Annotated in this window: 18 protein-coding genes and 1 pseudogene; 9 read left to right on the top strand and 10 right to left on the bottom strand. The window is 71.1% G+C overall.

The window, feature by feature from the left end; all coding sequences use genetic code 11:
• The first annotated feature begins 309 nt into the window (after positions 1–309).
• Together ACFFR3_RS24455 and ACFFR3_RS24450 are read left to right on the top strand one after the other, a co-directional pair.
• The gene (locus tag ACFFR3_RS24455) at positions 310–1,332 is read left to right on the top strand and encodes a polyprenyl synthetase family protein (RefSeq protein ID WP_345386784.1); all 1,023 of its coding nucleotides are present in this window, start codon (positions 310–312) and stop codon (positions 1,330–1,332) included.
• A gap of 64 nt (positions 1,333–1,396) precedes the next feature.
• Positions 1,397–2,326, top strand: coding sequence for an aldo/keto reductase (locus tag ACFFR3_RS24450; RefSeq protein ID WP_345386782.1), 930 nt, complete (start codon positions 1,397–1,399; stop codon positions 2,324–2,326).
• A 96-nt stretch (positions 2,327–2,422) separates the two neighbouring features.
• Here the strand turns inward: ACFFR3_RS24450 and ACFFR3_RS24445 are convergent.
• Positions 2,423–2,755 (bottom strand): annotated as a pseudogene (locus ACFFR3_RS24445) (STAS domain-containing protein); the annotation flags it as partial.
• Positions 2,756–2,899: 144 nt separating this feature from the next.
• Here ACFFR3_RS24445 and ACFFR3_RS24440 point away from each other — a divergent pair.
• Positions 2,900–3,367 (top strand): helix-turn-helix domain-containing protein, encoded by a 468-nt coding sequence (locus ACFFR3_RS24440; RefSeq protein WP_345386780.1) that lies wholly within the window; start codon positions 2,900–2,902, stop codon positions 3,365–3,367.
• Here ACFFR3_RS24440 and ACFFR3_RS24435 read toward each other — a convergent pair.
• Together ACFFR3_RS24435 and ACFFR3_RS24430 are read right to left on the bottom strand one after the other, a co-directional pair.
• Positions 3,353–4,846 carry an MFS transporter gene (locus ACFFR3_RS24435; protein ID WP_379483902.1) on the bottom strand — a complete coding sequence of 498 codons (1,494 nt, stop codon included), beginning with the start codon at positions 4,844–4,846 and terminating at the stop codon, positions 3,353–3,355. The two genes, ACFFR3_RS24440 and ACFFR3_RS24435, sit on opposite strands and share 15 nt — an antisense overlap.
• A complete protein-coding gene (locus ACFFR3_RS24430; protein WP_379483901.1) occupies positions 4,843–5,448 on the bottom strand; it encodes a TetR/AcrR family transcriptional regulator in 606 nt (201 codons plus the stop codon). The genes ACFFR3_RS24435 and ACFFR3_RS24430 overlap by 4 nt, the downstream gene beginning before the upstream one ends.
• Before the next feature lie 148 nt (positions 5,449–5,596).
• On the opposite strand from ACFFR3_RS24430, the gene ACFFR3_RS24425 reads away from it, so the two are divergent.
• Complete coding sequence (locus ACFFR3_RS24425) at positions 5,597–6,142, top strand: TetR/AcrR family transcriptional regulator (protein WP_345386771.1); 546 nt, start codon at positions 5,597–5,599, stop codon at positions 6,140–6,142.
• On the opposite strand, the gene ACFFR3_RS24420 is transcribed toward ACFFR3_RS24425, so the two are convergent.
• On the bottom strand, positions 6,080–7,909 hold the full coding sequence (locus ACFFR3_RS24420; RefSeq protein WP_379483900.1) for a wax ester/triacylglycerol synthase domain-containing protein: 1,830 nt from the start codon (positions 7,907–7,909) through the stop codon (positions 6,080–6,082). The two genes, ACFFR3_RS24425 and ACFFR3_RS24420, sit on opposite strands and share 63 nt — an antisense overlap.
• Before the next feature lie 146 nt (positions 7,910–8,055).
• The gene (locus tag ACFFR3_RS24415) at positions 8,056–9,102 is read right to left on the bottom strand and encodes a sulfite oxidase (protein ID WP_379483899.1); all 1,047 of its coding nucleotides are present in this window, start codon (positions 9,100–9,102) and stop codon (positions 8,056–8,058) included.
• Between the two features lie 518 nt (positions 9,103–9,620).
• On the opposite strand from ACFFR3_RS24415, the gene ACFFR3_RS24410 reads away from it, so the two are divergent.
• Positions 9,621–10,043 carry a YkvA family protein gene (locus ACFFR3_RS24410; protein ID WP_345386763.1) on the top strand — a complete coding sequence of 141 codons (423 nt, stop codon included), beginning with the start codon at positions 9,621–9,623 and terminating at the stop codon, positions 10,041–10,043.
• A gap of 266 nt (positions 10,044–10,309) precedes the next feature.
• Here the strand turns inward: ACFFR3_RS24410 and polX are convergent, their stop codons facing one another.
• Both polX and ACFFR3_RS24400 read right to left on the bottom strand, forming a co-directional pair.
• Positions 10,310–11,989, bottom strand: coding sequence for a DNA polymerase/3'-5' exonuclease PolX (gene polX / locus ACFFR3_RS24405; protein WP_345386761.1), 1,680 nt, complete (start codon positions 11,987–11,989; stop codon positions 10,310–10,312).
• Between the two features lie 66 nt (positions 11,990–12,055).
• Positions 12,056–13,024, bottom strand: coding sequence for an aldo/keto reductase (locus ACFFR3_RS24400; RefSeq protein WP_345386759.1), 969 nt, complete (start codon positions 13,022–13,024; stop codon positions 12,056–12,058).
• A 44-nt stretch (positions 13,025–13,068) separates the two neighbouring features.
• Here ACFFR3_RS24400 and ACFFR3_RS24395 point away from each other — a divergent pair, with 44 nt between their 5' ends.
• Positions 13,069–13,557, top strand: a complete 489-nt coding sequence (locus ACFFR3_RS24395) for a carboxymuconolactone decarboxylase family protein (protein WP_345386757.1) — start codon at positions 13,069–13,071, stop codon at positions 13,555–13,557.
• On the opposite strand, the gene ACFFR3_RS24390 is transcribed toward ACFFR3_RS24395, so the two are convergent.
• Positions 13,535–14,572 (bottom strand): zinc-dependent alcohol dehydrogenase family protein, encoded by a 1,038-nt coding sequence (locus ACFFR3_RS24390; RefSeq protein WP_345386755.1) that lies wholly within the window; start codon positions 14,570–14,572, stop codon positions 13,535–13,537. The two genes, ACFFR3_RS24395 and ACFFR3_RS24390, sit on opposite strands and share 23 nt — an antisense overlap.
• A gap of 145 nt (positions 14,573–14,717) precedes the next feature.
• Between ACFFR3_RS24390 and ACFFR3_RS24385 the strand changes: the two genes are divergently transcribed.
• Positions 14,718–16,115 carry a glutamate-cysteine ligase family protein gene (locus tag ACFFR3_RS24385; protein ID WP_379483898.1) on the top strand — a complete coding sequence of 466 codons (1,398 nt, stop codon included), beginning with the start codon at positions 14,718–14,720 and terminating at the stop codon, positions 16,113–16,115.
• A gap of 177 nt (positions 16,116–16,292) precedes the next feature.
• Positions 16,293–17,207 carry a hypothetical protein gene (locus ACFFR3_RS24380; RefSeq protein WP_379483897.1) on the top strand — a complete coding sequence of 305 codons (915 nt, stop codon included), beginning with the start codon at positions 16,293–16,295 and terminating at the stop codon, positions 17,205–17,207.
• On the opposite strand, the gene ACFFR3_RS24375 is transcribed toward ACFFR3_RS24380, so the two are convergent.
• A complete protein-coding gene (locus ACFFR3_RS24375) occupies positions 17,202–17,930 on the bottom strand; it encodes a PaaX family transcriptional regulator C-terminal domain-containing protein (RefSeq protein ID WP_345386743.1) in 729 nt (242 codons plus the stop codon). The two genes, ACFFR3_RS24380 and ACFFR3_RS24375, sit on opposite strands and share 6 nt — an antisense overlap.
• Before the next feature lie 31 nt (positions 17,931–17,961).
• On the opposite strand from ACFFR3_RS24375, the gene ACFFR3_RS24370 reads away from it, so the two are divergent.
• Complete coding sequence (locus ACFFR3_RS24370; protein ID WP_379483896.1) at positions 17,962–19,623, top strand: acyl-CoA dehydrogenase family protein; 1,662 nt, start codon at positions 17,962–17,964, stop codon at positions 19,621–19,623.
• Between the two features lie 12 nt (positions 19,624–19,635).
• On the opposite strand, the gene ACFFR3_RS24365 is transcribed toward ACFFR3_RS24370, so the two are convergent.
• Positions 19,636–20,607: an RpnC/YadD family protein gene (locus ACFFR3_RS24365; RefSeq protein ID WP_379483895.1), complete on the bottom strand. Its 972-nt coding sequence runs from the start codon at positions 20,605–20,607 to the stop codon at positions 19,636–19,638.
• Positions 20,608–20,616 lie beyond the last annotated feature (9 nt).

Raw genomic sequence — 20,616 nt, 5'->3', positions numbered from 1 at the left:
TATGATCAAGCTTGGGCGAATGGTGAGATGTTGCCCATCTTGTGCATTCACGGAGGAATGATGGTGGTCGGTTCCACTCGTACTCCGGCTTCCGGCTCTCTCGCCGATGTCCTCGACCAGTCGTTTCTCCTGGGTGCGATCGTGTGCGCCACCCCGGGGCCGCCTGTGCCGGCGGTGCTCGGGGCGCGGGTCAGCTCTGTGGACCTCTGTCTCACATAAGGGACATGTAATGACAGATGTCAAATCCACAGTGGAGTATCACATGCTTCTGCATGGATTTTCAAGATCAACCGGAGGTAGGAGCACCCGATGAACGTCAGCCGGCCGGGCGTTCTGCCGCAGGGCGCCGACTCCCTGGCGCGCTACCGGAGTCTGCTCGAACCCGCACTGCGCGAGGCCGTCGGGGCGCTGCACCCCTGGGGTGCCCGCATGGCCGCGTTCACGCTGGGCTGGTCGGACGTGGACGGCAGCCCGCGGCAGGGCGGCGTCGGCAAGGGCGTCAGGCCCGCCCTGGTCATGCTCAGCGCCGAGGCGGTCGGCGGCAGCGCCGAGTCCGCGCTGCCCGGCGCGGTCGCGGTGGAGCTGGTGCACGCCTTCTCCTTGGCGCACGACGACATCATCGACCGCGACGAGCTGCGCAGGCACCGGGCCGCGCTGTGGAAGGCGTACGGCGTGGGGCCCGCGCTGCTCACCGGCGACGCGCTGCTGGCGCTGGCCGTCGGCCAGCTCGCCGGACGCCCCGAGGCGATGCCCTACCTGTCGGCGGCCCTGATGGAGCTGGTCCAGGGGCAGACCGCCGACATGGCCTTCGAGAACCGGCCGTGGCGCGGGCCCGGCGAGGTCACCGTGGACGAGTACGCCGAGATGGCGGCGGGCAAGACCGGCGGCCTGCTCGGCGCCGCCGCCGCGGCCGGCGTGGCCCTGGGCGGCGCGCCCGAGCTGGCCGGGCGCATGTGGGACATGGGACGCGACCTCGGCGTCGCCTTCCAGATCGCCGACGACATCCTCGGCATCTGGGGCGACCCGCGCCTGACCGGCAAGCCCGTCCACAGCGACCTGCGGCGCGAGAAGAAGACCCTGCCCGTGCTCGCCGCGCTCGCCGGCGGCGGCCCCGCCGCCCGCGAGCTGTCCGACCTGCTCGTCTCCGGCGTGGACGGCGAGGAGTCCGTACGGCACGCCGCCCACCTGGTGGAGGCGGCCGGCGGCCGGGCCGGCGCCGAGGACCTGGCCCAGCGGTACGTCACCGCCGCGCTCGGCGTGCTGGACGAGTGCCTGCCGGACGCCGCGGACCTGCGCGCCCTGTGCGGCTCCCTGGTGCACCGGGCCAGCTGATCGGCCTCGATCGGGTCAGGGGGCGGGGCGTTCCGCCTGGATGCGGCCTGGCGATAATGGCGGGATGAGATCCATCGGCAATTCCGACCTGTCCGTTTTCCCGATTTCGCTCGGCACGAACGTGTTCGGCTGGACGGCGGACAAGGAGACCTCGTTCGCGGTGCTGGACGCGTACGTCGAGGGTGGCGGCAACTTCCTCGACACCGCCGACGTCTATCCGGCCTGGGAGACGGGGGAGTCCACGTCCGAGATCATCATCGGGGAGTGGCTGGCCGCGCGCGGCAACCGGGAGTCCGTCGTGCTCGCCACCAAGGTCGGCATGCTGGAGGGGCGCAAGGGCCTGGCCGAGGGCACGATCAGGGCGGCGGTCGAGGACTCGCTGCGGCGGCTGCGTACGGACTACATCGACCTCTACTGGGCGCACGTCGACGACCAGGAGACGCCGCCGGCGGAGACCCTGGGCGCCTTCGACACGCTGGTCCGCGAGGGCAAGGTCCGTCACGTCGGGGCGTCCAACTACACCGCTCCCCGGCTGGCCGAGGCGCTCAAGATCTCCGACGAGGAGGGCCTGGCCAGGTACGTGGCGCTGCAGCAGCCGTACAACCTGGTCGAGCGCGGCTACGAGGGCGAGCTGCGGGACGTCGTGGCCCGCGAGGGGCTGTCGAGCACCCCGTACGCGGGGCTCGCCCGCGGCTTCCTGACCGGCAAGTACGCGCCGGGCGTCGCCGTGGACAGCCCCCGCGCACCGAGGGCGGCCGAGTATCTGGACACCCCGCGCGGCCCCAGGACGCTGGAGGCCCTGACCCGGGTGGCGGAGGGCCGCGGCGCGGCGCCCGCGACGATCGCGCTGGCCTGGCTGGCCGCCCAGCCGACGGTGGCGGCGCCGATCGCCAGCGCCCGCACCGTCGAGCAGTTGCGGCCTCTGCTGGCGGCGGCAGGGACGACGCTGACCGCCGAGGAGCTCACGCTCCTGGACGAGGCCTCGCGTCCCTGACCGCCCGCCCGCTCAGGACAGGCCGTGCTCCCCGCACCAGGCCTCGACGCCGCCGGCCTCGCCCTCGACGACCTGCTTCCAGTGCGGGTCGGCGGTGATCGCCTCGCTGACGGAGGAGTGGGAGGCGAAGACGGCGGTGAGCCCGGTGATGCGGAAGATCTTGGAGATGCGCTCGGTGGTCATCACCAGCGCCAGCGAGCCGTCCAGCGTGCGCAGCCGCTTCAGGCCGCCGACCAGCACGCCGAGGCCGGTCGAGTCGAGGAACTCCACCGTGCTCAGGTCGGCGACGATGTGCACGACGCCCTGGCCCGCGAGGTTGACCACCTGCTCCCGCAGCTTCGGAGCGGTGAACACGTCGACCTCACCGGCGATCTTGAGCACGGCACAGTCGCCGACCGGTCCTACCACCTCGATGCGGATGTCTTGCATGTCGCGCCTCACCATCGGCCGTATCAGTCGGCCTGTCATCGGCAACATTGACGGGGAACTCTGTACATTGACAGTACTGCCGCGATCGCCCCACCGTCAACGCTTGACTGTCGGTGTCATCGTGCAGAATGACACCTCGAAGGGGTGATCACATTGCGGGTCGAAGAGGCCATCGGCCACCAGATCGCACGCCTGCGGGCCGAGCGCGGCATGTCACTGACCGAGCTGGGCGAGGCGCTGGGCCGCTACCTCGACCGACCCTGGAGCCGCCAGGCCGTTCACCAGGCCGAGCGCGGTCAGCGCTCCTTCACCGCCGCCGAGCTGACCGCGCTCGCGCTCGTCCTCGACACCTCCGTCCCGGTCCTGTTCCGCGCCGAGAACGACCGCATCGAGCTGCCCGGCGGCGCTGTGTCCCCTGAGGACTACCGCGGCGTCCTGCTCAACCGGGAGCCCGACATGCCGCTCGACGGCGTCGAAGAGCTGATCATCGCCCTCCACGACATCGGCGAGGTGCTCTCCCGCCCCGCCCTCGCCCGCCTCGCCCGCATCGGCCGCGTAGCCGACCAGGTGGCCGGCCCCGACTCCACCCCTGACGGCTCAGTGACCGGCTGACACGTCCAGGTGGCGGGGGGTGAGGAGCCAGACCGCCAGCGTGCCCGCCAGCATCAGCACGGCGCCCGCCGCGCTCGTCACCACCAGCGACTCGGTGAACGCCGCCCGCGCCTGCTCGGCCAGCGCCGCGCCCGCCGCGCCCAGTTCGCCGGCCACGCCCAGCGCCCCGCCCAGCGACTCCCTGGCCGCGGCGCCGGCCCCGCCGAGCGCGGGCGCGTCGAGCCCCGTCCGGTAGACGGCCGCCGCGACGCTGCCCAGGACGGCCACGCCGAGCGCGCCGCCCACCTCGTAGCTGGTCTCCTCGATGGCCGCCGCACTGCCCGACTTCGCGGGAGGAGAGCCTGACATGATGGCCGCCGAGGCGATGGCGAGGGAGCCGTTCCCGAGGCCGATCAGTGCCAGCGCCACCGCGACCGGCCAGTAGCCGAGCGGGCTCGGCGCCGCGTACAGCAGCAGAAACGCCAGTCCGGTCAGCGCCAGCCCGCCCGCCAGCACGGTACGCGCCCCCACCCGTCCCGCCAGCGAGGGCGCCAGCGGCGAGGCGACGACGGCGGCGAGCGCGGCGGGCAGCAGCCGTACGCCGGTCTCCAGCGGCCCGTACCCCTGCACGAGCTGCATCCACTGGGCGAGCAGCAGCAACACGGCCGCCATCGCGATGGACGTGGTCAGCGCCGTCACGACACCGGCCGAGAAGGGCGCGCTGCGAAACAGCCGCAGCTCAAGCAGCGGGTCGGGCCGCCGCAGGCAGCGCAGAGCGAACCACCCGAGCGTCACCGCCGCGACTGCGCTCGCCCCCAGGGCGGCGGGCGAGGCGAGCCCGTCCTTGCCGAACGTCTTGACCGCGTACACCAGCGCCACCATGCCCGCCATCGACAGCAGCGTGGCCAGGGCGTCCCACCGGCCGGGGGCGGGGTTCGCCGACTCGGGCAGCAGGAACACCCCGGCGCCGATCGCGGCGGCCATGACCGGCACGTTCACCAGGAACGCGGCCTGCCAGCCGAAGTGCTCGAGCAGCAGCCCGCCGACGATCGGGCCGAGCGCGGCGCCGGTCGCGGCCATCGCCGCCCAGACGCCCAGTGCCCTCGCACGCTCGCCCGGGTCGGTGAACAGGTGCCTGATCAGCGAGAGCGTGGACGGCATGATCATCGCGCCGCCGACGCCGAGCAGCGCCCGTACGGCGATCACCTCCGTCGCGCCGCCGGCGACGGTGACCGCCAGCGACGCCAGCCCGAACGCCGCGAACCCGGCCAGCAGCATGCGCTTGCGCCCCCACCGGTCGCCCAGCGCGCTCGCCGTGACGAGCAGTCCGGACAGCACCAGCGAGTACGCGTCCACCATCCACAGGAGCTGCACCGAGTCAGGCCGCAGCTCCTCGGAGATGGCGGGCAGCGCCACGTTGAGCACGGTCATGTCCATGACGACCATCAGCACGGACGCCGACAGCACGACCAGCGCGGCCCACCGCCGCCCCCGGCTCATCCCCGGCCACCTTCCGCCCGCTCACCCTCGCCCCCGCGGCCGCCCGCACCGGTGCCGCGCAGGAACGTGGTCTGCAGCAGGCGGTGCACGTCACGCCGGGCCACGTCGCCGTGGCGCAGGCTCTCGCGTACGGTCACCATCAGCCCGAACACCGTGTTGCTCACCCAGCGCACGGGCAGGTCGGCGCGGAGCACCCCGGCGCGCTGGGCGGCGGCGTAGAACGCCAGCTCGCGCTCCTCCAGGGCGTCGGCGCGCCGCCGCAGCTCGGGCTCGATGAGGAGGGTGTAGTCGGTGAGGCCGAAGCCGTACTCGTCGGCGATCTCGACCATGCCGGCGACCAGCGCTTCCAGGGCCCCGGCGAGCGCGCCGGGGTCCTGCGAGCCGGTCGCCGCGACCAGCCCGCAGCGCTCCTGGACGTGCTCCCACTGGTCGTGGGCGCGGTGCGCGAGCGCCAGCATCAGCTCCTCGCGGTTGCTGAAGTGGCGGTGCAGAGTCGCCCTGCTGACACCGACGGCCTCGGCGAGCTGGGCCATGGAGGCGATCGGGTTCTCGTTGAGGTGTTGGATGGCGGCCTTCATGATCTGGTCGCGTGTCACAGCCATGGTGAAGCACCTGAGTTTCATCTGAGACATATTTGTCTCAAACGCTACACGACAGTGTCGTGTGCCGCGTACCGAGTGACACGCGCGACACCCCTCCCGCCCCGACGGCATGGCGCGGCACTTCCGCCCCGCATTAGGGTGCTGAGCTGTGGTGATCGGTGACGTCCGCACGCGCATCCTGGACGCGGCGGAGGAACTGTTCGCGGGCCGCGGTTACGAGGCGACCACGACCGCGGTCATAGCGAAACTTGCGAAAGTGCCCAATCGGCTGATTGCTCAACACTTCCCCGACAAGATCGACCTGCTGGTCGCTCTCGTCAACGAACGCGCCGTCATCGAGGAGGGCCGCGAGGTCGACGCCGTGCCGGGCGACCTGGCCGGCACCCTCGCCCGGCTCGCCCGCGCCCTGCCCCTGCGGGCCTCGCCGGCCATGCGGCGCATCCTGTTCCGCGAGGCCGACACCCACCGTTCGGTCAACGAACGGCTCGGGCGGCTCAACGGCGAGCTCGTCAGGCGGGCCAGGTTCGCGCTGGAGCTGGCCACGCCCGGGGCGCGCGGCGACGCGGCCAGGCTGGAGGTGGCGGCGGCCATGTTCGCCGCCGCCCTGCTCTACCAGGAGAACCTGTGCCAGCTAACCGGCCACCAGATCGACCCCGACGCCGTCGCGGAACTCATCGCCCACTCGCTCGTCTGACAGCTCGTCCAGCGCCGTGCGCAGGTGGCCGAGCAGGCTCCACACGTCGTCCACCCGCTCGGGGCAGGCGACGATGCCGAAGTCGAGCATGCCGTCGTACGAGAAGCAGGTGATCGTCAGGCCGCCGCTGACGTCGGTCAGCACCGACAGCGGGTAGTACGACAGCACGCGGCCACCGCACAGGTACAGCGGGAACTGCGGGCCGGGCACGTTGCTGACGATCAGGTTGACCGGCGGGAAGGCCATGCCCGCCAGCCGGAAGATGGCGGGCGTGGCCAGGCTGGTGACCGGGGCGGGCAGCAGCGAGCACAGCTCGCTCGGCCACGTCGCCGGCGCCAGCGCGAACCTGCGCTTGGCCCGGCCCATCACCGCGCCCATGACCCGCAGGCGCTCCTTCGGGTCGGGGACGTTCGTCGGCACGGGCGCGACCATGGCCGAGATCTGGTTGCCGACGAGGTCCTTGCCGCCCGGCCTGCGCACCGCGACGGGCACCGCCACGATCAGCGGCTCGTCGGGCAGCGCGTCCCGCTCCCGCAGCCACGAGCGCAGCGCGGACGCGCACAGCGTCATCACCACGTCGTTGACGCTGATGCCGTTGGGCTTGGCGACCTGCTTGACGTCCTTGAGCGGCAGCGACCCGAACGACAGGTGCCGGCGCGCGCTGATCGGCCCGTTGAACGGCGTCCGCGGCACCGCGAGGCTGGGCAACTCCGGCCGATGCTGCCTGTCCCCACGGACGGCCCGCGCCGCCCTGGCGATCAGCCTCGCCCCGGGCAGCCCGGCGGCCAGCGGAATCGCATCAAGATCCGCCACCGCCCTCATCGCGGACCGAGCAGCCCGCAACGGCTGCGTAGCCCCATGCAGGACGGCCGAAGCCAACATCCCCACCAGCCCCGGCTTCGCCCCGCCCCCTCCTCCCGCCACAGCGGTGCCCCCCACCCCGGCCTCCGGCTCAGCGCCCGTGACGGTTACGACCCCCACGCCCGTCCCCGCCTTCGGCGTCGCGGCCCGCTCGGGACGCGCGCCTGCCTCCGGTACGGCGTTCGTTTCCGGTGCTGCGCCTGTCTCCGGTATGGCGTTCGTTCCTGGCGCTGCGCCTGCCTCCGGTCGGACGTTCGTTCCCGGCGCTGCGCCTGCCTTTGGCCGGGCGGGCGCTTCCGGCGCTGCGCTTGCCTCCGGGCACACGCCCGCCTCTGTCGCCACCCCCGCCTTCGCACTCTGGCGTCGACCCGTTCGTGGGGCGGGAGGGGGTGAGGGATGGCCTTGGCCGGTGCCGTTCGGGGGGAGGTGGCCGTCTGGGGTGAGGTCGAGGAGGGCGGCGAGGGTCTCGGCGCCGGAGACGCCGTCGATGGCCGCGTGATGCACCTTCGTGTAGACCGCGACCCGCCCGCCCCGCAGACCCTTGATCAGGTGCATCTCCCACAGCGGTCGCGTGCGGTCGAGCCGTCGGGCGTGGATCTCGGCGACCGCCTCGGCGAGCCGGCGGTCGTCGCCCGGCGCGGGCAGGGTCAGCTCGAAGAGATGGTGGTCGATGTCGAACGCGGGGTCGGCGACCCAGTAAGGGTGGTCGAGCCCCAGCGGCACCTCCGCCAGGCGCAGGCTGAGCGCGGGGGAGAGGTGCAGGCGTGCCAGCAGCAGCGCCGCCAGCGAGTCGCGGTCAACTGCCCCGTCCGCCGGGTCGAGCACCGCCAGCCCCGCCACGTGCGCGACGGTGGTGGCCGTCTCCACATGGAGGAACTGCGCGTCGAGTGCGCTCAGCTGACGCATCGGCTCTCCTTTTCCCCGGGATGCGGGCAGCATCACATGACGGGATTTCTGGAAGGTTTCCCGCCGAGTCCTCCAGATGAATTCGGCCGCGCCGGACCCGGCCTTTCCCGTAATCAAGGACGAGGCCGGGGATCGTTGCCTTTTCCCTAGTCGAGGACGACGTGCACGGGATGGCGCACGACCGCGTCGAAGTGATAGCCGAAGGGGTGACGGGGCCGAGTCAGCGGCTGCGTGGCGCCGGTCTCGTCGGTGGCGCGGGCCATCAGCAGGCGGGTGCCGGTGTGCCGGGGCGTCCACTCCACGTGCCACGGCAGCCAGGCTTTCGCCAGGTGGTGGCCATGGTGCTCGGCCACGCGCCAGGTGAGGCCGCCGTCCATGCTCACCTCGACGCGCACGATCCTGCCCTGCCCCGACCATGACCGCCCGCGCAGGGTCCGCGTCCCCGACAGCGGCACCCGCGCATTCCACGCGAGCTCGAAAGCACTCTTCACCGGCTGCGTGGTGACGTCCGGGTAAAAAACGGTGTTCCACGGAGTGAAGAGCGGAACGGTGGAAACTTCCAGCTCCCCGAGCCATTTGATGGACGCGATTCCCACCCATCCCGGCACCACCAGCCGCACCGGAAATCCATGGTCGGGAGGAAGCGGCACGCCGTTCATTTCGTAGGCCACGAGCACGTCGTCCATGGCCTTGTCGATGGGCAGCGGCCGGCGTACGTGGCCGTGCTCCTCGAACGGCGCGTCGAGCCCGATCGCCAGCACGTCCACCGCCTCGGGCAGCACGCCGACCTCCTCGAGCAGCTGCTTCAGCGGCACCCCGCGCCAGCGCGCCACCCCGATCCCGCCGAGGCCCCACTGGGTGCCGGGGGCGCCGTCGTGCTGCTGCGTCCGGTAGAAGCGCCGCCCGTTGCCGGCGCACTCCAGCGCCACGTCGTACGTACGGGACGGCATGGCCCGCAGCTCGTCATAAGTGAACTCCCGTGGCCGCCGCACTCCCGGGCCGTGCACCTGCAGCCGCCAGGTGGTGACGTCGATGAGGGGGGTGGAGGTGTGGTTGCGGACGAAGAACCGGTCGTTCGGCGTGTGGTAGCCCAGCCCGGCCATGGCCTCCCACCGCATCTCGGCGCTGTTGCCGTGCACCCGGAACAGGTGGTCGGGCAGCGGCTTGATGATCGGCGCCGTGGCTTGCCTCATGCAGCATCACCTCGTTGTGACTATTTCCTACCTGGAAACCATTTAATCTCCTGCGGCTGACGCCGCGCGCCCTTCCTTGCCGAAATCTGCCCCACCTGGACCGGAACGTTCCACACCCGAACACCTACCCCGCCCCCACATCCCCCACCAACCCTCACTAACAGGGACCTTCGTCTGATGCGCCGCCGATGCGTAACAACTGCACCGTAAGGGGCGGCCGTAGCGTTGGGGGGTGAGGGACTCGTGTCATGTGCCGCCGATGCGTAACGACTGCAGCGTAAGGGTGGCCGTGTTGTCGGGGGAGGGTGAGGGACTCTCGCGTGATGTGCCGCCGATGCGTAACGGTTGCACCGTGAAGGGCGGCCGTGTCACCGGGGGAGTGGGAGGGACTCTCGTCAGCGTGATGGGTGGCCGTGTCGCCGATGGGAAGGTGCGGCACCCTCGCCCGAGTTGCCGTCCATGCATGGCGGCTGCACCGTAAGGAAGCCGGGTTGGTGAGCGGAAGGTGCTGAGCGGGCGTGAGCGAGGCGTGGTGGGAGCTGCTCCTAGGGGTGGTGGTCGCTGTGGTGGTTTCGTGGGCGGCGCTTGTGGTCGCGCTCGCCGTCGTCCGGCCGCGCGGTGGGCTGCTGCGGGAGTCGTTGCGGCTGCTGCCCGACATGTTGCGGCTTGTACGCCGCCTGGCCGCCGATCGGGATCTGCCCCGCGGCGTACGGGTGCGGCTCTGGCTGCTGGTGGCGTACCTGGCGGTGCCGATCGACCTGATCCCGGACTTCATCCCCGTCCTCGGGTACGCCGACGACGCCATCATCGTCGCGGCCGTCCTGCGTTCGGTGGTGCGCCGGGCCGGCCTCGACGCGGTGAGAAGTCATTGGCCCGGCAGCCCGGACGGCTTCACCGCGCTCGCCCGCCTCACCGGCCTCCCGGCCGAGCGACCCCGGTAGCGACCCCGATAGCGAAAGGGTCAGCCGCGCCGGGGCTGGAGGCGGACGCGCCGCACCCACAGGCCCTGTGCTCACCCTCCTTTGAGCCGCACCAGTGCTCGGGCCCGCGCCCTACCGCGGCGCAGGCGCAGCACCCCAGTGCTCGGACCCTCGCCCAGCGCGGCGCAGGCGCAGGCGGCGCGGACGGGCTCCTTGGACGGCGGCAGCACCGCCCGTTTGTCGTACTTCGTGCCGGGCCTCTCGTACGGACGGGAGCCGGTCGTGTGTCACCGGCCCAGGAAGGTGAGCAGGCGATCGAGGGGCCAGGTGTTGATGACGTCGTCCGTGGTCAGCCAGGCCCGCTGCGCGATGCCGACTCCGAACCGCTGATGGGCCAGGTGCGGGATGGCATGGGAGTCGCTGTCGATGGAGAACTTCACCCCGTGGTGCCGGGCCAGCCGCACCAGGTCGGACGGCAGGTCGGAGCGGTCGGGGTAGGAGTCGATCTCCATGGCGGTGCCGGTGCGCGCGGCGGTGCGGAAGACGGCGTCCCAGTCGGCGTCGACGGCGGGCCGCTTGCCGATCTTGCGCGTGGTGGGATGGCCGATGATGTCGACATAAGGGTTTTCGCAGGCCGCGATGAACCGCCGGGTCATCTCGTCGCGCGACATCGTGAAGTGGGAGTGCACCGAGGCCACGCACACGTCGAACTCCCGCAGGATCTCCCCGGGCCAGTCGACCGAGCCGTCGGGCGCGATGTTGAGCTCGGTGCCGTGGAGCAGCCGCATGTCCGGATAGCGGGCCTGCAGCTCGGCCACCCGCCCCCGCTGCTCCAGCGCCTTGTCCAGGGTCATGCGCTGCATCGCGAGGTCGGGCGCGTGGTCGGTGACGGCGTAGTAGGAGTAGCCGCGGGCGTGACCGGCGGCCACCATGTCCTCCAGGCTCGCGATGCCGTCGGTGAGGTCGGTGTGGGTGTGCAGGTCGCCCTTGAGGTCGCCCAGCTCGACCAGCACCGGCAGCTCGCCCGCCAGCGCCGCCTTGACCTCGCCGCCGTCCTCGCGCAGCGGTGGCGGCACGTAGTGCATGCCGAGGGCGTGGTAGATGTCCTCCTCGGACTCGGCGGCGATCACGCGGTCGCCCTCGAACAGCCCGTATTCGGACAGCTTCCAGCCCTTCTTCACCGCCATCTCGCGGATGGCGACGTTGTGCTCCTTGGAGCCGGTGAAGTATTGCAGCGCCGCACCCCACGACCCGGCCGGCACCACGCGCAGGTCGACCTGGATGCCGGCGGTGGTGCGGATGGAGGTCTTCTTGTCGCCGGCGGCGATGACCTCGGCGACGTAGGGCTGGGCGCGGAAGTCGTCCATGATGGACTCGGGCGCGACGGCGAGGATGTCGATGTCGCCGATGGTGTCCTTCATGCGCCGCAGCGACCCGGCGTAGGTGATGCGCTCGGCCTTGAGCGACCCCATGACCTGCTCGGCCAGGGCCATCGCGATGCCGATGTGCACCCGGCGGCCCGACTGCTCGAGCTGCTCGACGCCCTTGAGCAGGTTGGCCAGCGTCTTGGGGCCGAGGCCCTTGACGCCGTCGAGGCGGCCCGAGGTGATGGCCTCGCTCAGGGCCACCGTGGAGTCGATGCCGAAGTCCTCGTACAGCATGATCGCGGTCTTGGGGCCAAGCGAGGGCACCTTGGTCAGCCGCCGCACGCCGTCGGGGACACGCCCGCGCAGGTCGTCGAGCTGGCGGAAGCTCCCGCGCTGCAGGAACTCCTCCATCTTCTTCGCGATCGCCTCGCCGACCCCGGGGACCGAGCGCACGTCGACGATCGAGATGTCCTCGGGGAAGCCCGCGATGGCCTTGGCCGCCTTCTGGTAACTGCGCACCCTGAAGGCGTCGCCGCCGGTGAGCGCGAACAGCTCCGCGTATTCCTGCAGCGCCGCCGCAGCCTCCTCGTTTGCCCGCATGCCCATACCTTAGGACCTCGCTCCGACAATCTCGCGCGCCCGCGAGCGAGGCCCCGGGGCAGGTGGCTAGAAGCGGACCTCGCGCGGCCGGTACGGCTGCTCCAGGAAGGCCGCCTCGTCGTCCGACAGCGTCACCGAGACGGCGGCCAGCGCGTCGTCGATGTGCTGTTCCTTCGTGGCGCCGACGATGGGCGCGGTGATCTCCGAGCGCCGCAGCACCCAGGCCAGCGCGAGCTGCGCGGCGGGCACGCCGCGGTCGGCGGCGAGCTGCGCGACCCTGTCGATGACGAGCTTGTCGTTCTCGGGGTCGTACAGGGACGCGATGCGCTGATCGGAGCCGGCTCTGGCGGTCTCGGTGGACGAGCCGGCCCTGGCCAGCACGCCGCGCGCCAGCGGGCTCCACGGGATGACGCCCACGCCCTGGTCGGCGCAGAGCGGCAGCATCTCGCGCTCCTCCTCGCGGTAGAGGAGGTTGTAGTGGTTCTGCATGGAGACGAACCGCGCCCAGCCGTTGACGGAGGCCACGTGCTGGGCCTTCGCGAACTGCCAGGCCCACATGCTGGAGGCGCCGATGTAGCGGGCCTTGCCCGCCCTGACGACGTCGTTCAGCGCCTCCATGGTCTCCTCGATGGGCGTCTCGGGGTCCCAGCGGTGGATCTGGTAGAGGTCCACGTAGTCGGTGCCGAGGCGGCGCAGCGAGGCGTCGATGCCGTCGAGGATGTGCTTGCGTGACAGGCCGCGGTCGTTGGGGCCGTCGCCCACCTGCGAGTACACCTTGGTCGCCAGCACGTAGTCCTCCCGCCGGGGGAAGATCGCGCGCAGCGCCTTGCCGGTCACGACCTCGCTCTCGCCGGCGCTGTAGACGTCGGCGGTGTCGAAGAAGTTCACGCCGCCGTCGACCGCCCTGCGGATGAGCGGTTCGGCCTGGTCGAGCGGCAACGTCCAGGCCAGTTTGGCGGGATCGCCGTAGCTCATCATGCCGAGGCACACCTGGGAGACCTTCAGGCCTGTGTTACCAAGTCGCACATAGTCCATGAATCTCACCCTATGTCGGGCTGAGTGAGGGCATGTCTATCGGCATGAGACCTCGAGTGCGGCCGCTGCCACCCGACGAGTGGGACGACTTCACGAAGGCGAACCCGTACAACGTGTTCGCCACCCTCGCCCGCCACCCCGGCCTCTACCGCGCCTGGTTACGCTTCGGCGGCGCGCTGCTGGACGGCGCGCTTCCCGCCCGCGACCGCGAGCTGGCCATCCTGCGCACCGCCCACCACTGCCACAGCGCCTACGAGTGGGCTCAGCACGTCCGCCTGGCCCGCCAGGCGGGGCTCACCGACCAGGAGATCGACTCCGTGCGCCGCCCCGACGCGCTCTGGCCGGTCGAGGACCTGCTCGTGCTGCAGGTGGCCGACGACCTGCACTACGCGGGCGATCTGACCGACGCGACCTGGGCGGCGCTGTGCGACCGCTATGACGAGCCGGCCAGGATCGAGCTGGTCATGCTGGTCGCCCACTACCGCATGCTGGCGCTGGTGCTCAGGACCTTCAGGGTGCAGATCGAGGAGTGATCATCGTGACGCCCGGCACCGAGCCCATGGAGGCCAGCGCCTTGCCGGCGTCGGCGAGCCCGATCGTGCGGGTGACGAGCTGGTCGGGGTGCAGGACGCCGGCCCTGATCATCTCCAGCATCGGCGGGTAGGCGTGGGCGGCCATGCCGTGGCTGCCGAGCAGCCGCAGCTCGTGGGCGATCACCCGGCCCATGGGGATCGGTGTCGGCCCGCCGGGCAGCAGCCCGACCTGGACGTGGCGGCCGCGGCGGCGCAGGCTCTCGACGGAGGCCGCGCACGTCTGGGGGCTGCCCAGCGCGTCGAGCGAGACGTGCGCCCCGCCCCTGGTCAGCTCCCTGACCTGGGCGGCGGCGTCGCCGTCCGAGCCGTTGACGAAGTGGGTGGCGCCGGCCAGCTCGGCCAGGTGCAGCGCGTCGGTGCTGATGTCGACCGCGACGACCCTGGCGCCGGCCGCCGTGGCGATCATGATGGCCGACAGGCCGACGCCGCCGCAGCCGTGCACGGCCACCCACTCGCCGGGACGTACCTCGCCGACCTGGGCCACCGCGCGGAACGCGGTGGCGAACCTGCAGCCCAGCCCGGCCGCGGTGGCGTAGGCCATGTCCTCGGGTACGGCGACCAGGTTGACGTCGGCGTGGTCGATGGCGACGTACTCGGCGAAGGAGCCCCAATGGGTGAAGCCCGGCTGTGTCTGCCGCTCGCAGACCTGCTGGTCGCCGGTCGCGCAGGCGGCGCAGGAGCCGCAGGCGCAGATGAACGGCACCGTGACCCGCGCCCCAGGCCGCCAGCCGCGCACGTCGGAGCCGACCGCCTCGACCACGCCCGCCAGCTCGTGGCCCGGCACGTGGGGCAGGACCTTGATGTCGGGGTCGTGCCCCTGCCAGCCGTGCCAGTCGGACCGGCACAGGCCCGTCGCCTCGACTCTGATCACCGCTCCGTGTGGGGCGGGGGAAGGGTCGGGCAGCTCACGTACGTCGAGCTCACCACCGAAGATGTCAAAGGCAACCGCGCGCATCTCATGAGCTTAGAGCGCGTCGCCGCAGGTCGCGCAAGGCCCAGGGGGACAGAGGACGGATCCGTACAGGGTCGCAGATCCTGCCCTTGACCTGGACGTTCACCGGAAAACGTGTTAACGGCGGCTTCCTGGACAGAAGACGGCGATGGGAAAGGATCTCGACAAGGAACGATTTACCGAGGCGGAGTTCACCCGCTTCGGCGAGCGTTGCGAGCAGCAGCTCGGCGTCCTGCGCGAGCTGCTCGCCACCCCCGGCTTCGGCGAGGGCCCGATCACGATCGGGGCCGAGCTGGAGCTCTTCCTGATCGACGAGGAAGGACGGCCGCTGCCGCGCAACAGCCAGGTGCGCGACGCTCTCGACGACCCCCGCGTGGTGCTGGAGCTGGGCCGCTACAACATAGAGGTCAACCTGACCCCGACGCCGCTGGCGGGCCGGCCGTTCGAGGCCATGGGCGCGGAGGTGCAGGAGACGATCACCAAGGTCGACGGCGCGGTGACCGGCGGCGGCGCGCTGCCCATCGGCATCCTGCCGACGCTCGACACCGAGGACTTCACGCTGGGCGCGATGAGCGACCAGAACCGCTACCGCGCCATGAGCAGAGGGCTGCGGCGGCTGCGGCTCGAACCGTTCCTGGTCAAGATCGACGACCTGGAACTCTCCGTCGAGGACGTGATCCTGGAGAGCGCCAACACCTCCTGGCAGGTGCACATCCGCACCCCGCCGGAGCGCTTCGCCCGGCTGTTCAACGCGGCGCAGCTCGCGATCGGGCCGGTGCTCGCGGCGTGCGGCAACTCGCCGTTCTTCCTGGGCCGCGAGCTGTGGGAGGAGACGCGGATCGCGCTCATGGAGGAGGCCGCGGACGACCGTGACGTGCAGCGGCCCGAGCGCAGGGACGGGCGGGTGACGTTCGGCTCCGACTGGGTGCGCGAGGGCGCGCACGAGCTCTTCGAGCGGTACGTACGCGACTACGACCCCATCGTGCCCGACCTCACCGAGGACGCGGACCCGAACGAGGTGCCCGAGCTGCGGCTGCACCAGGGCACGATCTGGCAGTGGAACCGCCCCGTCTACGACCCCGCGGACGGCGGTCACCTGCGCATCGAGATGCGCGCCCTGCCTGCCGGGCCCTCCTGCGCCGACATGGCCGCCAACACGGCGTTCCTGCTGGGGCTGACGTTGTCGCAGGCCGAGCGGGACCTGACCGGCTACCGCTTCGCGCAGGCGTACCAGAACTTCTACCGCGCGGCCATGGACGGGCTGGACGCCAAGCTGTCCTGGCCCGGCAGGGAGGGCGAGCACGAGGCCGCTGAGCTGGTGCTGTCGCTGCTGCCCGAGGCACGGGAGGGGCTGCTGAAGGCGGGGGTGACGCCGTCCGATGCGGACCGGTCCCTTGACGTGATCGCGCAGCGCACCCGGCTGCGGCGTACCGGGTCGGTGTGGCAGCGGGAGGCGCTCGCGCGCTTCGGCGGCGACCGGCGGCGCATGGTGCGGCGGTATCGCGAGCTGGCTCTGTCGGGGACGCCCGTGCATTTGTGGAAGTGACGGCAAACCATATTTCCCGCCCATCCGTCAAACTGGTCAAGAGACGGAAAAGGTGAGGAAGTTATGGCGGCATCGGGGATGGTATCCACCGATACAGCGCCTTTTGCGCTGAATCGGGCCACGGGCGATCTGGCGGAAGGAGCGGACAAACTCGCCGGAGAAATCGGCAGCACCGCCGTGGAGGCGGTGCTCGCCAACGCCAACAGGGCAGGGCGGAACAAGGGCGCGGCGGCCGCGATGGGCTCGATGAAGCCCAGGCCGGACATCTGGTACGCCTTCGACGACAAGGACCAGGACACCGCCGACTGGTACCCCCAGGGCCTGACCGGCAGCGACGACTCGGGGAACATCGGCGTCCCGGCCTTCATGATCAGCTGGTACTTCCGGCCGACGGCCGGCGAGCGGGGCATCAGGGTGTCGTTCCTCAGCCCCCAGACGCTCAAATATCAGCACGCGCTGCTGGTGCTGGCCAAGCCCGACGGGTCGTACGGGCCGATCAACATCCACGCGGGCGGCGTCGCCTGCTTCGGCGACCTGCTCTATGTCGCCGACACCACGCGCGGCCTGCGCGTCTTCGACCTCAACAAGGTGCTCGACCTGCGTACGGCGCAGAAGGACCTCGGCGACGGCAACCGCGTCGGGCGGCACGGCGGCAAGCTGCACGCCTTCGGCTACCGCTACGTCATCCCCCAGACCGACTTCTGGCGGGTCGCCACGGCGGGGCCGCGCTTCTCGTACGTCGCGATCGACCGCAGCGGCGACACCCCCAGGCTCGTCACCGGCGAATACCGCGACCCCGGCACGGATGGGTGGGTCGCGCGCTGGCCCCTCGACCTGCAGGGCGGGGCGCCCGAGGACGCCTACGTCACGGGGCACGCCAAGATCCAGGGCGCGGTGTCGTACGACGGGAAGTGGTACCTCAGCCAGGCCGTCAACTCCACCACCAACGGCAGGTTGCGGGTCTTCGACGGCGACACGGCGACGACCAGGCCGTTCCCCATCGGGCCCGAGGACCTCACCGTGCAGGGCGGCAAGCTGTGGAGCGTCACCGAGTTCCGGGGCAAGCGCACGGTCTTCGGCGTGCCCCTATAGCCGCAGGTGCTCCTGCAGGATCTCCCGGTAGCGGCGGTCGAAGTCGTCGTAGCGGGCCCGCAGCCCGGCGCCCGGCCAGCCGGCCGGCAGCAGCTCGTCCGGCAGCAGCGGATCGGCCAGCAGATGGCGCAGCACCGCGGCCGAGACCAGGAAGCCATCGGCCAGGTCGCCGGTGGCGAGCGCACGGTCGAGCGCGCGCTCCAGCCGCGCCGCCTCCGCCGTCCAGCCGTCGAGGTCCCACAGCAGGGGAGTGGGGTCGTCGTGCGGGCGGCCGTCGATGAGCGTGCACTGCGCGGTGACGATCTCGGGCCAGTCGCGCACCAGGTTCGCCGGCCGCAGCCAGGTGCCCTCGCGCAGCTCCGCCAGGCGCAGCGCGGTCATCGTGTGACGGAACGCGGCCCGGTCGGCGGGCGCGCGGCGCTCGGCGGTGACCACGACCACCTCCCACGTGCCGTCCCACGGCCTGACGTGCGGGTCACGGCTCTCGTCCTGCCTGGCCTGGCGCTCGACCAGGCGCTGCGACAGCGCGTACGCGCCGCCCTCCTGCACCAGATCGCCCGCCGCGACCATGCGCGACAGGGCCACCCTGACGGTGCCCTCCGCGATGCCGAACAGCGCCCCGATGCGCACCAGGTGGCGGGCCGGCAGGCGGGGCGGGTGGCTGCCGAGCAGCGCGCTCAGCACCGCCGACCGGGCGCTCAACGTCCCGTTACGCTCTTCCATCGCGTGTCGAGTATATGTAACACTCGCGGGTATGGGCCGGTACCTCGTCGAGCCGTTCGACCACAGCGACCGTTACGCCACCGAGCGCTACCAGGGCGCGGAAGGCCGCAACTGGTGGCGCTGCGACCCCACGCTGCAACTGCTCATGCGCCGCCGGCTGGGTGACGGCTACGCCTGGGCCGAGCCGCACCTCGACCGGCTGGGCGCGCTGATGGGCGGGCTCGTCGCGCGCTCCGCCGAGGAGACCGATCGCAACCCGCCGCGGCTGGAGAAGTACGACAAGTGGGGCAGGGACGTCAGCCAGGTCGTCATGCCGCCGTCCTTTCACGCCGCCCGCGACGCGCTCATGGCCGACAACTTCACCTCGCCCGCCTTCGCCGAGCAGGCCAGGGCCCATGGGGCCGACCCGGCCGCGCTGGGGGCCGCGTGGACGTACCTGCTCGATCAGGCCGACATCGGGATGGGCTGCGCGCTCGGCACCGGCGGGGACATGGTGGTCTCGCTCGCAGAGAAGCACGCGCCGGCGGACGTACGCGACCGCGTCAGGGAGATCTTCGCCAACGGCTTCTACTCCGGCGAGGCCGCTCAGATGTTCACCGAGCGGACCGGCGGCTCCGACCTCGCCGCGCTGGAGACCGCCGCCACGCCCGCCGGGGACGCGTGGCTGCTGACCGGGCTGAAGTGGTTCGCCTCGAATGCCAACGGCTCCGCCTTCGTCGTGCTCGCCCGGCTGCCCGAGGGGGCGGTGGCGCCGTTCCTGGTGCTGTGGGAGCGGCGGGACGGCAGCCGCAACGGCGTACGGATCCGGCGGCTCAAGGACAAGCTCGGCACCCGGTCGGTGGCGTCGGCCGAGGTCGAGTTCACCGGCGCGGAAGCCTTCCTGCTCGCCGGCCCAGGCTCCGGCTCCGGATCGGGGCTCGGCACGATGATGAAGCTCACGAACGCCTCCCGCCTCGGCGTCGCCATGATGGGCGTCGGGGTGGCCAGGCGGGCGCTCGTCGAGTCGATCTGCTACGCCGCCGCGCGCGAGGCGTTCGGCCGGCCGCTCATCGAGCAGCCTCTGACGCGCCGCAAGCTCGGCGAGCTCATCGTCGAGGTCGAGGCCGCGCAGGCGATGGTCTTCGACGGCCACACCGGGCCCCGGCTGCGGCTCGGGCCCGCCCTCATCAAGCTGCGCGCCTCCCGGCTCGGCGTCACCGCCGCCAGCGACGCGATCGAGGTGCACGGCGGCAACGGCTACATCGAGCAGTGGCCCGTCGCCCGGCTGCTGCGCGACGCCCAGGTCAACCCGATCTGGGAGGGCGGCGACAACATCCTCTGCCTCGACGTGCGCAGGGCCATGGAGAAGGAGCAGGCCCACCTGCCCTTCCTCGCCCACCTGCGAACGCTCGCCACCTCCGACCTCGTCCGCACCCGCATCGAGGACCTCGCCAAGGCCGTCGAAGCCTGGTCGTCCCTCGACCGCGCCACCGCCGAGGCGAGGTTGTACCCCCTGGCTCAGTTCATGGCCGACGTCTACGCCGCCGCCCTCCTGGAGGACCAGGCCGGCTGGGGCCTGGACGACGACCGCAAGGCCCTGGTCGCCCGCCTCTACGCGGAGACGCACCTCACCGACCCCGGCCCCCTCCGCGGCCTCGACCGCCCCGCCACCGACCCTTTCGACACGTTGCTGGCAGGCGCCGTCACCCTCTGAGCCCCCTACGGGTCAGAACGTCTTCTCACCGTCCTCGTCGAACAGCGCGTCGGCGGCGGGGGTGGTGTAGGAGCGGTTGAGCCAGGTCTCGAGCTGCATCGGGTCGGTGCAGGAGGAGATGCGCTCGCGAACGTCGTCGGGGACGTCGAGTTGCCGGAAGGCCAGCGTCGTCAGGATGGCCTTCGCCAGTCCCTCTGCCTTGCCTTCTGCCTTGCCTTCTGCCTTGCCCTCTGCCTTGCCTATGGCCTCGCCCTCCGCCTTTCCGCGCCCGTAGTGTTCCTTTGCGAAGGGGCTGAAAACCGGCCAGTAAGTGGACGACATGCTGATCTCCTTCAAGAGTCGCCGGGTCTCAGGCGTGGACATGTTGTATGCGTACTCATAGTACTTCGGACGGTGCTCGAACGGACTGTCGCGGATCGCTTCGGCGAACGTCTCGACGACCTTCCGATTTCGGCCGTGCATCATGACGGACAGGGTCGCGAGCTCTAGATGATCGGCTGCCAGTTTTGAGTCGATAATGGGTGGAATGTCGTCGGGTCCCAGAACCTGTGCCTGGAGGCGATAGCCCGTAAGTCCGGATTCTATCGGCGCGGCGTAGTGTGCCGCGTCTTTCCGATTTGGGCAGATGACGAGAACGGTCACGTCGCACTGTTGCATCAGCCACAGCGCAGCGGCATAGCGGGCCAGCTGTTTCGGCTCTTTGGAGCGATCGAACTGGGCCTCGACGATGATGGCGTGAAAGGCGTGATCCGGTGCGCCCATCATGAGGACCAGATCGGCCGATATGTCGTCGGAGCGGCGGGTGCTGAAGGAAGGATTCTCCACGCGAATGAGGGGAGTCTCTGGAAGCTTGGCGCCCTTGAGGGTGCCCAGCAGTTCCACTGCGAGGGCCGGGCGTTCGGTCATCATTTTGACGAGAGCGTCATGGTTGGCTGACGGCATGGCACCCATCTTTGCACCAAGAGCCGGCAAAGTGATGGCCATTCATCTTCA

It is taken from the genome of Nonomuraea salmonea (assembly GCF_042428605.1).
In the GTDB taxonomy this organism is placed as follows: Bacteria; Actinomycetota; Actinomycetes; order Streptosporangiales; family Streptosporangiaceae; genus Nonomuraea; species Nonomuraea salmonea.
The sequence above is the reverse complement of the archived record's forward strand: the minus strand, read 5'-3'. Positions and strand labels throughout refer to the sequence as shown.

Excerpts from the sequence above, each read along its gene's own strand:
- ACFFR3_RS24455 (WP_345386784.1), top strand. The coding sequence starts at position 310 with ATGAACGTCAGCCGGCCGGGCGTTCTGCCGCAGGGCGCCGACTCCCTG.
- ACFFR3_RS24450 (WP_345386782.1), top strand. The coding sequence starts at position 1,397 with ATGAGATCCATCGGCAATTCCGACCTGTCCGTTTTCCCGATTTCGCTC.
- ACFFR3_RS24435 (WP_379483902.1), bottom strand. The coding sequence starts at position 4,846 with ATGAGCCGGGGGCGGCGGTGGGCCGCGCTGGTCGTGCTGTCGGCGTCC.
- ACFFR3_RS24430 (WP_379483901.1), bottom strand. The coding sequence starts at position 5,448 with ATGGCTGTGACACGCGACCAGATCATGAAGGCCGCCATCCAACACCTC.
- ACFFR3_RS24420 (WP_379483900.1), bottom strand. The coding sequence starts at position 7,909 with ATGCGTCAGCTGAGCGCACTCGACGCGCAGTTCCTCCATGTGGAGACG.
- ACFFR3_RS24415 (WP_379483899.1), bottom strand. The coding sequence starts at position 9,102 with ATGAGGCAAGCCACGGCGCCGATCATCAAGCCGCTGCCCGACCACCTG.
- polX (WP_345386761.1), bottom strand. The coding sequence starts at position 11,989 with ATGCGGGCAAACGAGGAGGCTGCGGCGGCGCTGCAGGAATACGCGGAG.
- ACFFR3_RS24400 (WP_345386759.1), bottom strand. The coding sequence starts at position 13,024 with ATGGACTATGTGCGACTTGGTAACACAGGCCTGAAGGTCTCCCAGGTG.
- ACFFR3_RS24395 (WP_345386757.1), top strand. The coding sequence starts at position 13,069 with ATGAGACCTCGAGTGCGGCCGCTGCCACCCGACGAGTGGGACGACTTC.
- ACFFR3_RS24390 (WP_345386755.1), bottom strand. The coding sequence starts at position 14,572 with ATGCGCGCGGTTGCCTTTGACATCTTCGGTGGTGAGCTCGACGTACGT.
- ACFFR3_RS24385 (WP_379483898.1), top strand. The coding sequence starts at position 14,718 with ATGGGAAAGGATCTCGACAAGGAACGATTTACCGAGGCGGAGTTCACC.
- ACFFR3_RS24375 (WP_345386743.1), bottom strand. The coding sequence starts at position 17,930 with ATGGAAGAGCGTAACGGGACGTTGAGCGCCCGGTCGGCGGTGCTGAGC.
- ACFFR3_RS24370 (WP_379483896.1), top strand. The coding sequence starts at position 17,962 with ATGGGCCGGTACCTCGTCGAGCCGTTCGACCACAGCGACCGTTACGCC.
- ACFFR3_RS24365 (WP_379483895.1), bottom strand. The coding sequence starts at position 20,607 with ATGGCCATCACTTTGCCGGCTCTTGGTGCAAAGATGGGTGCCATGCCG.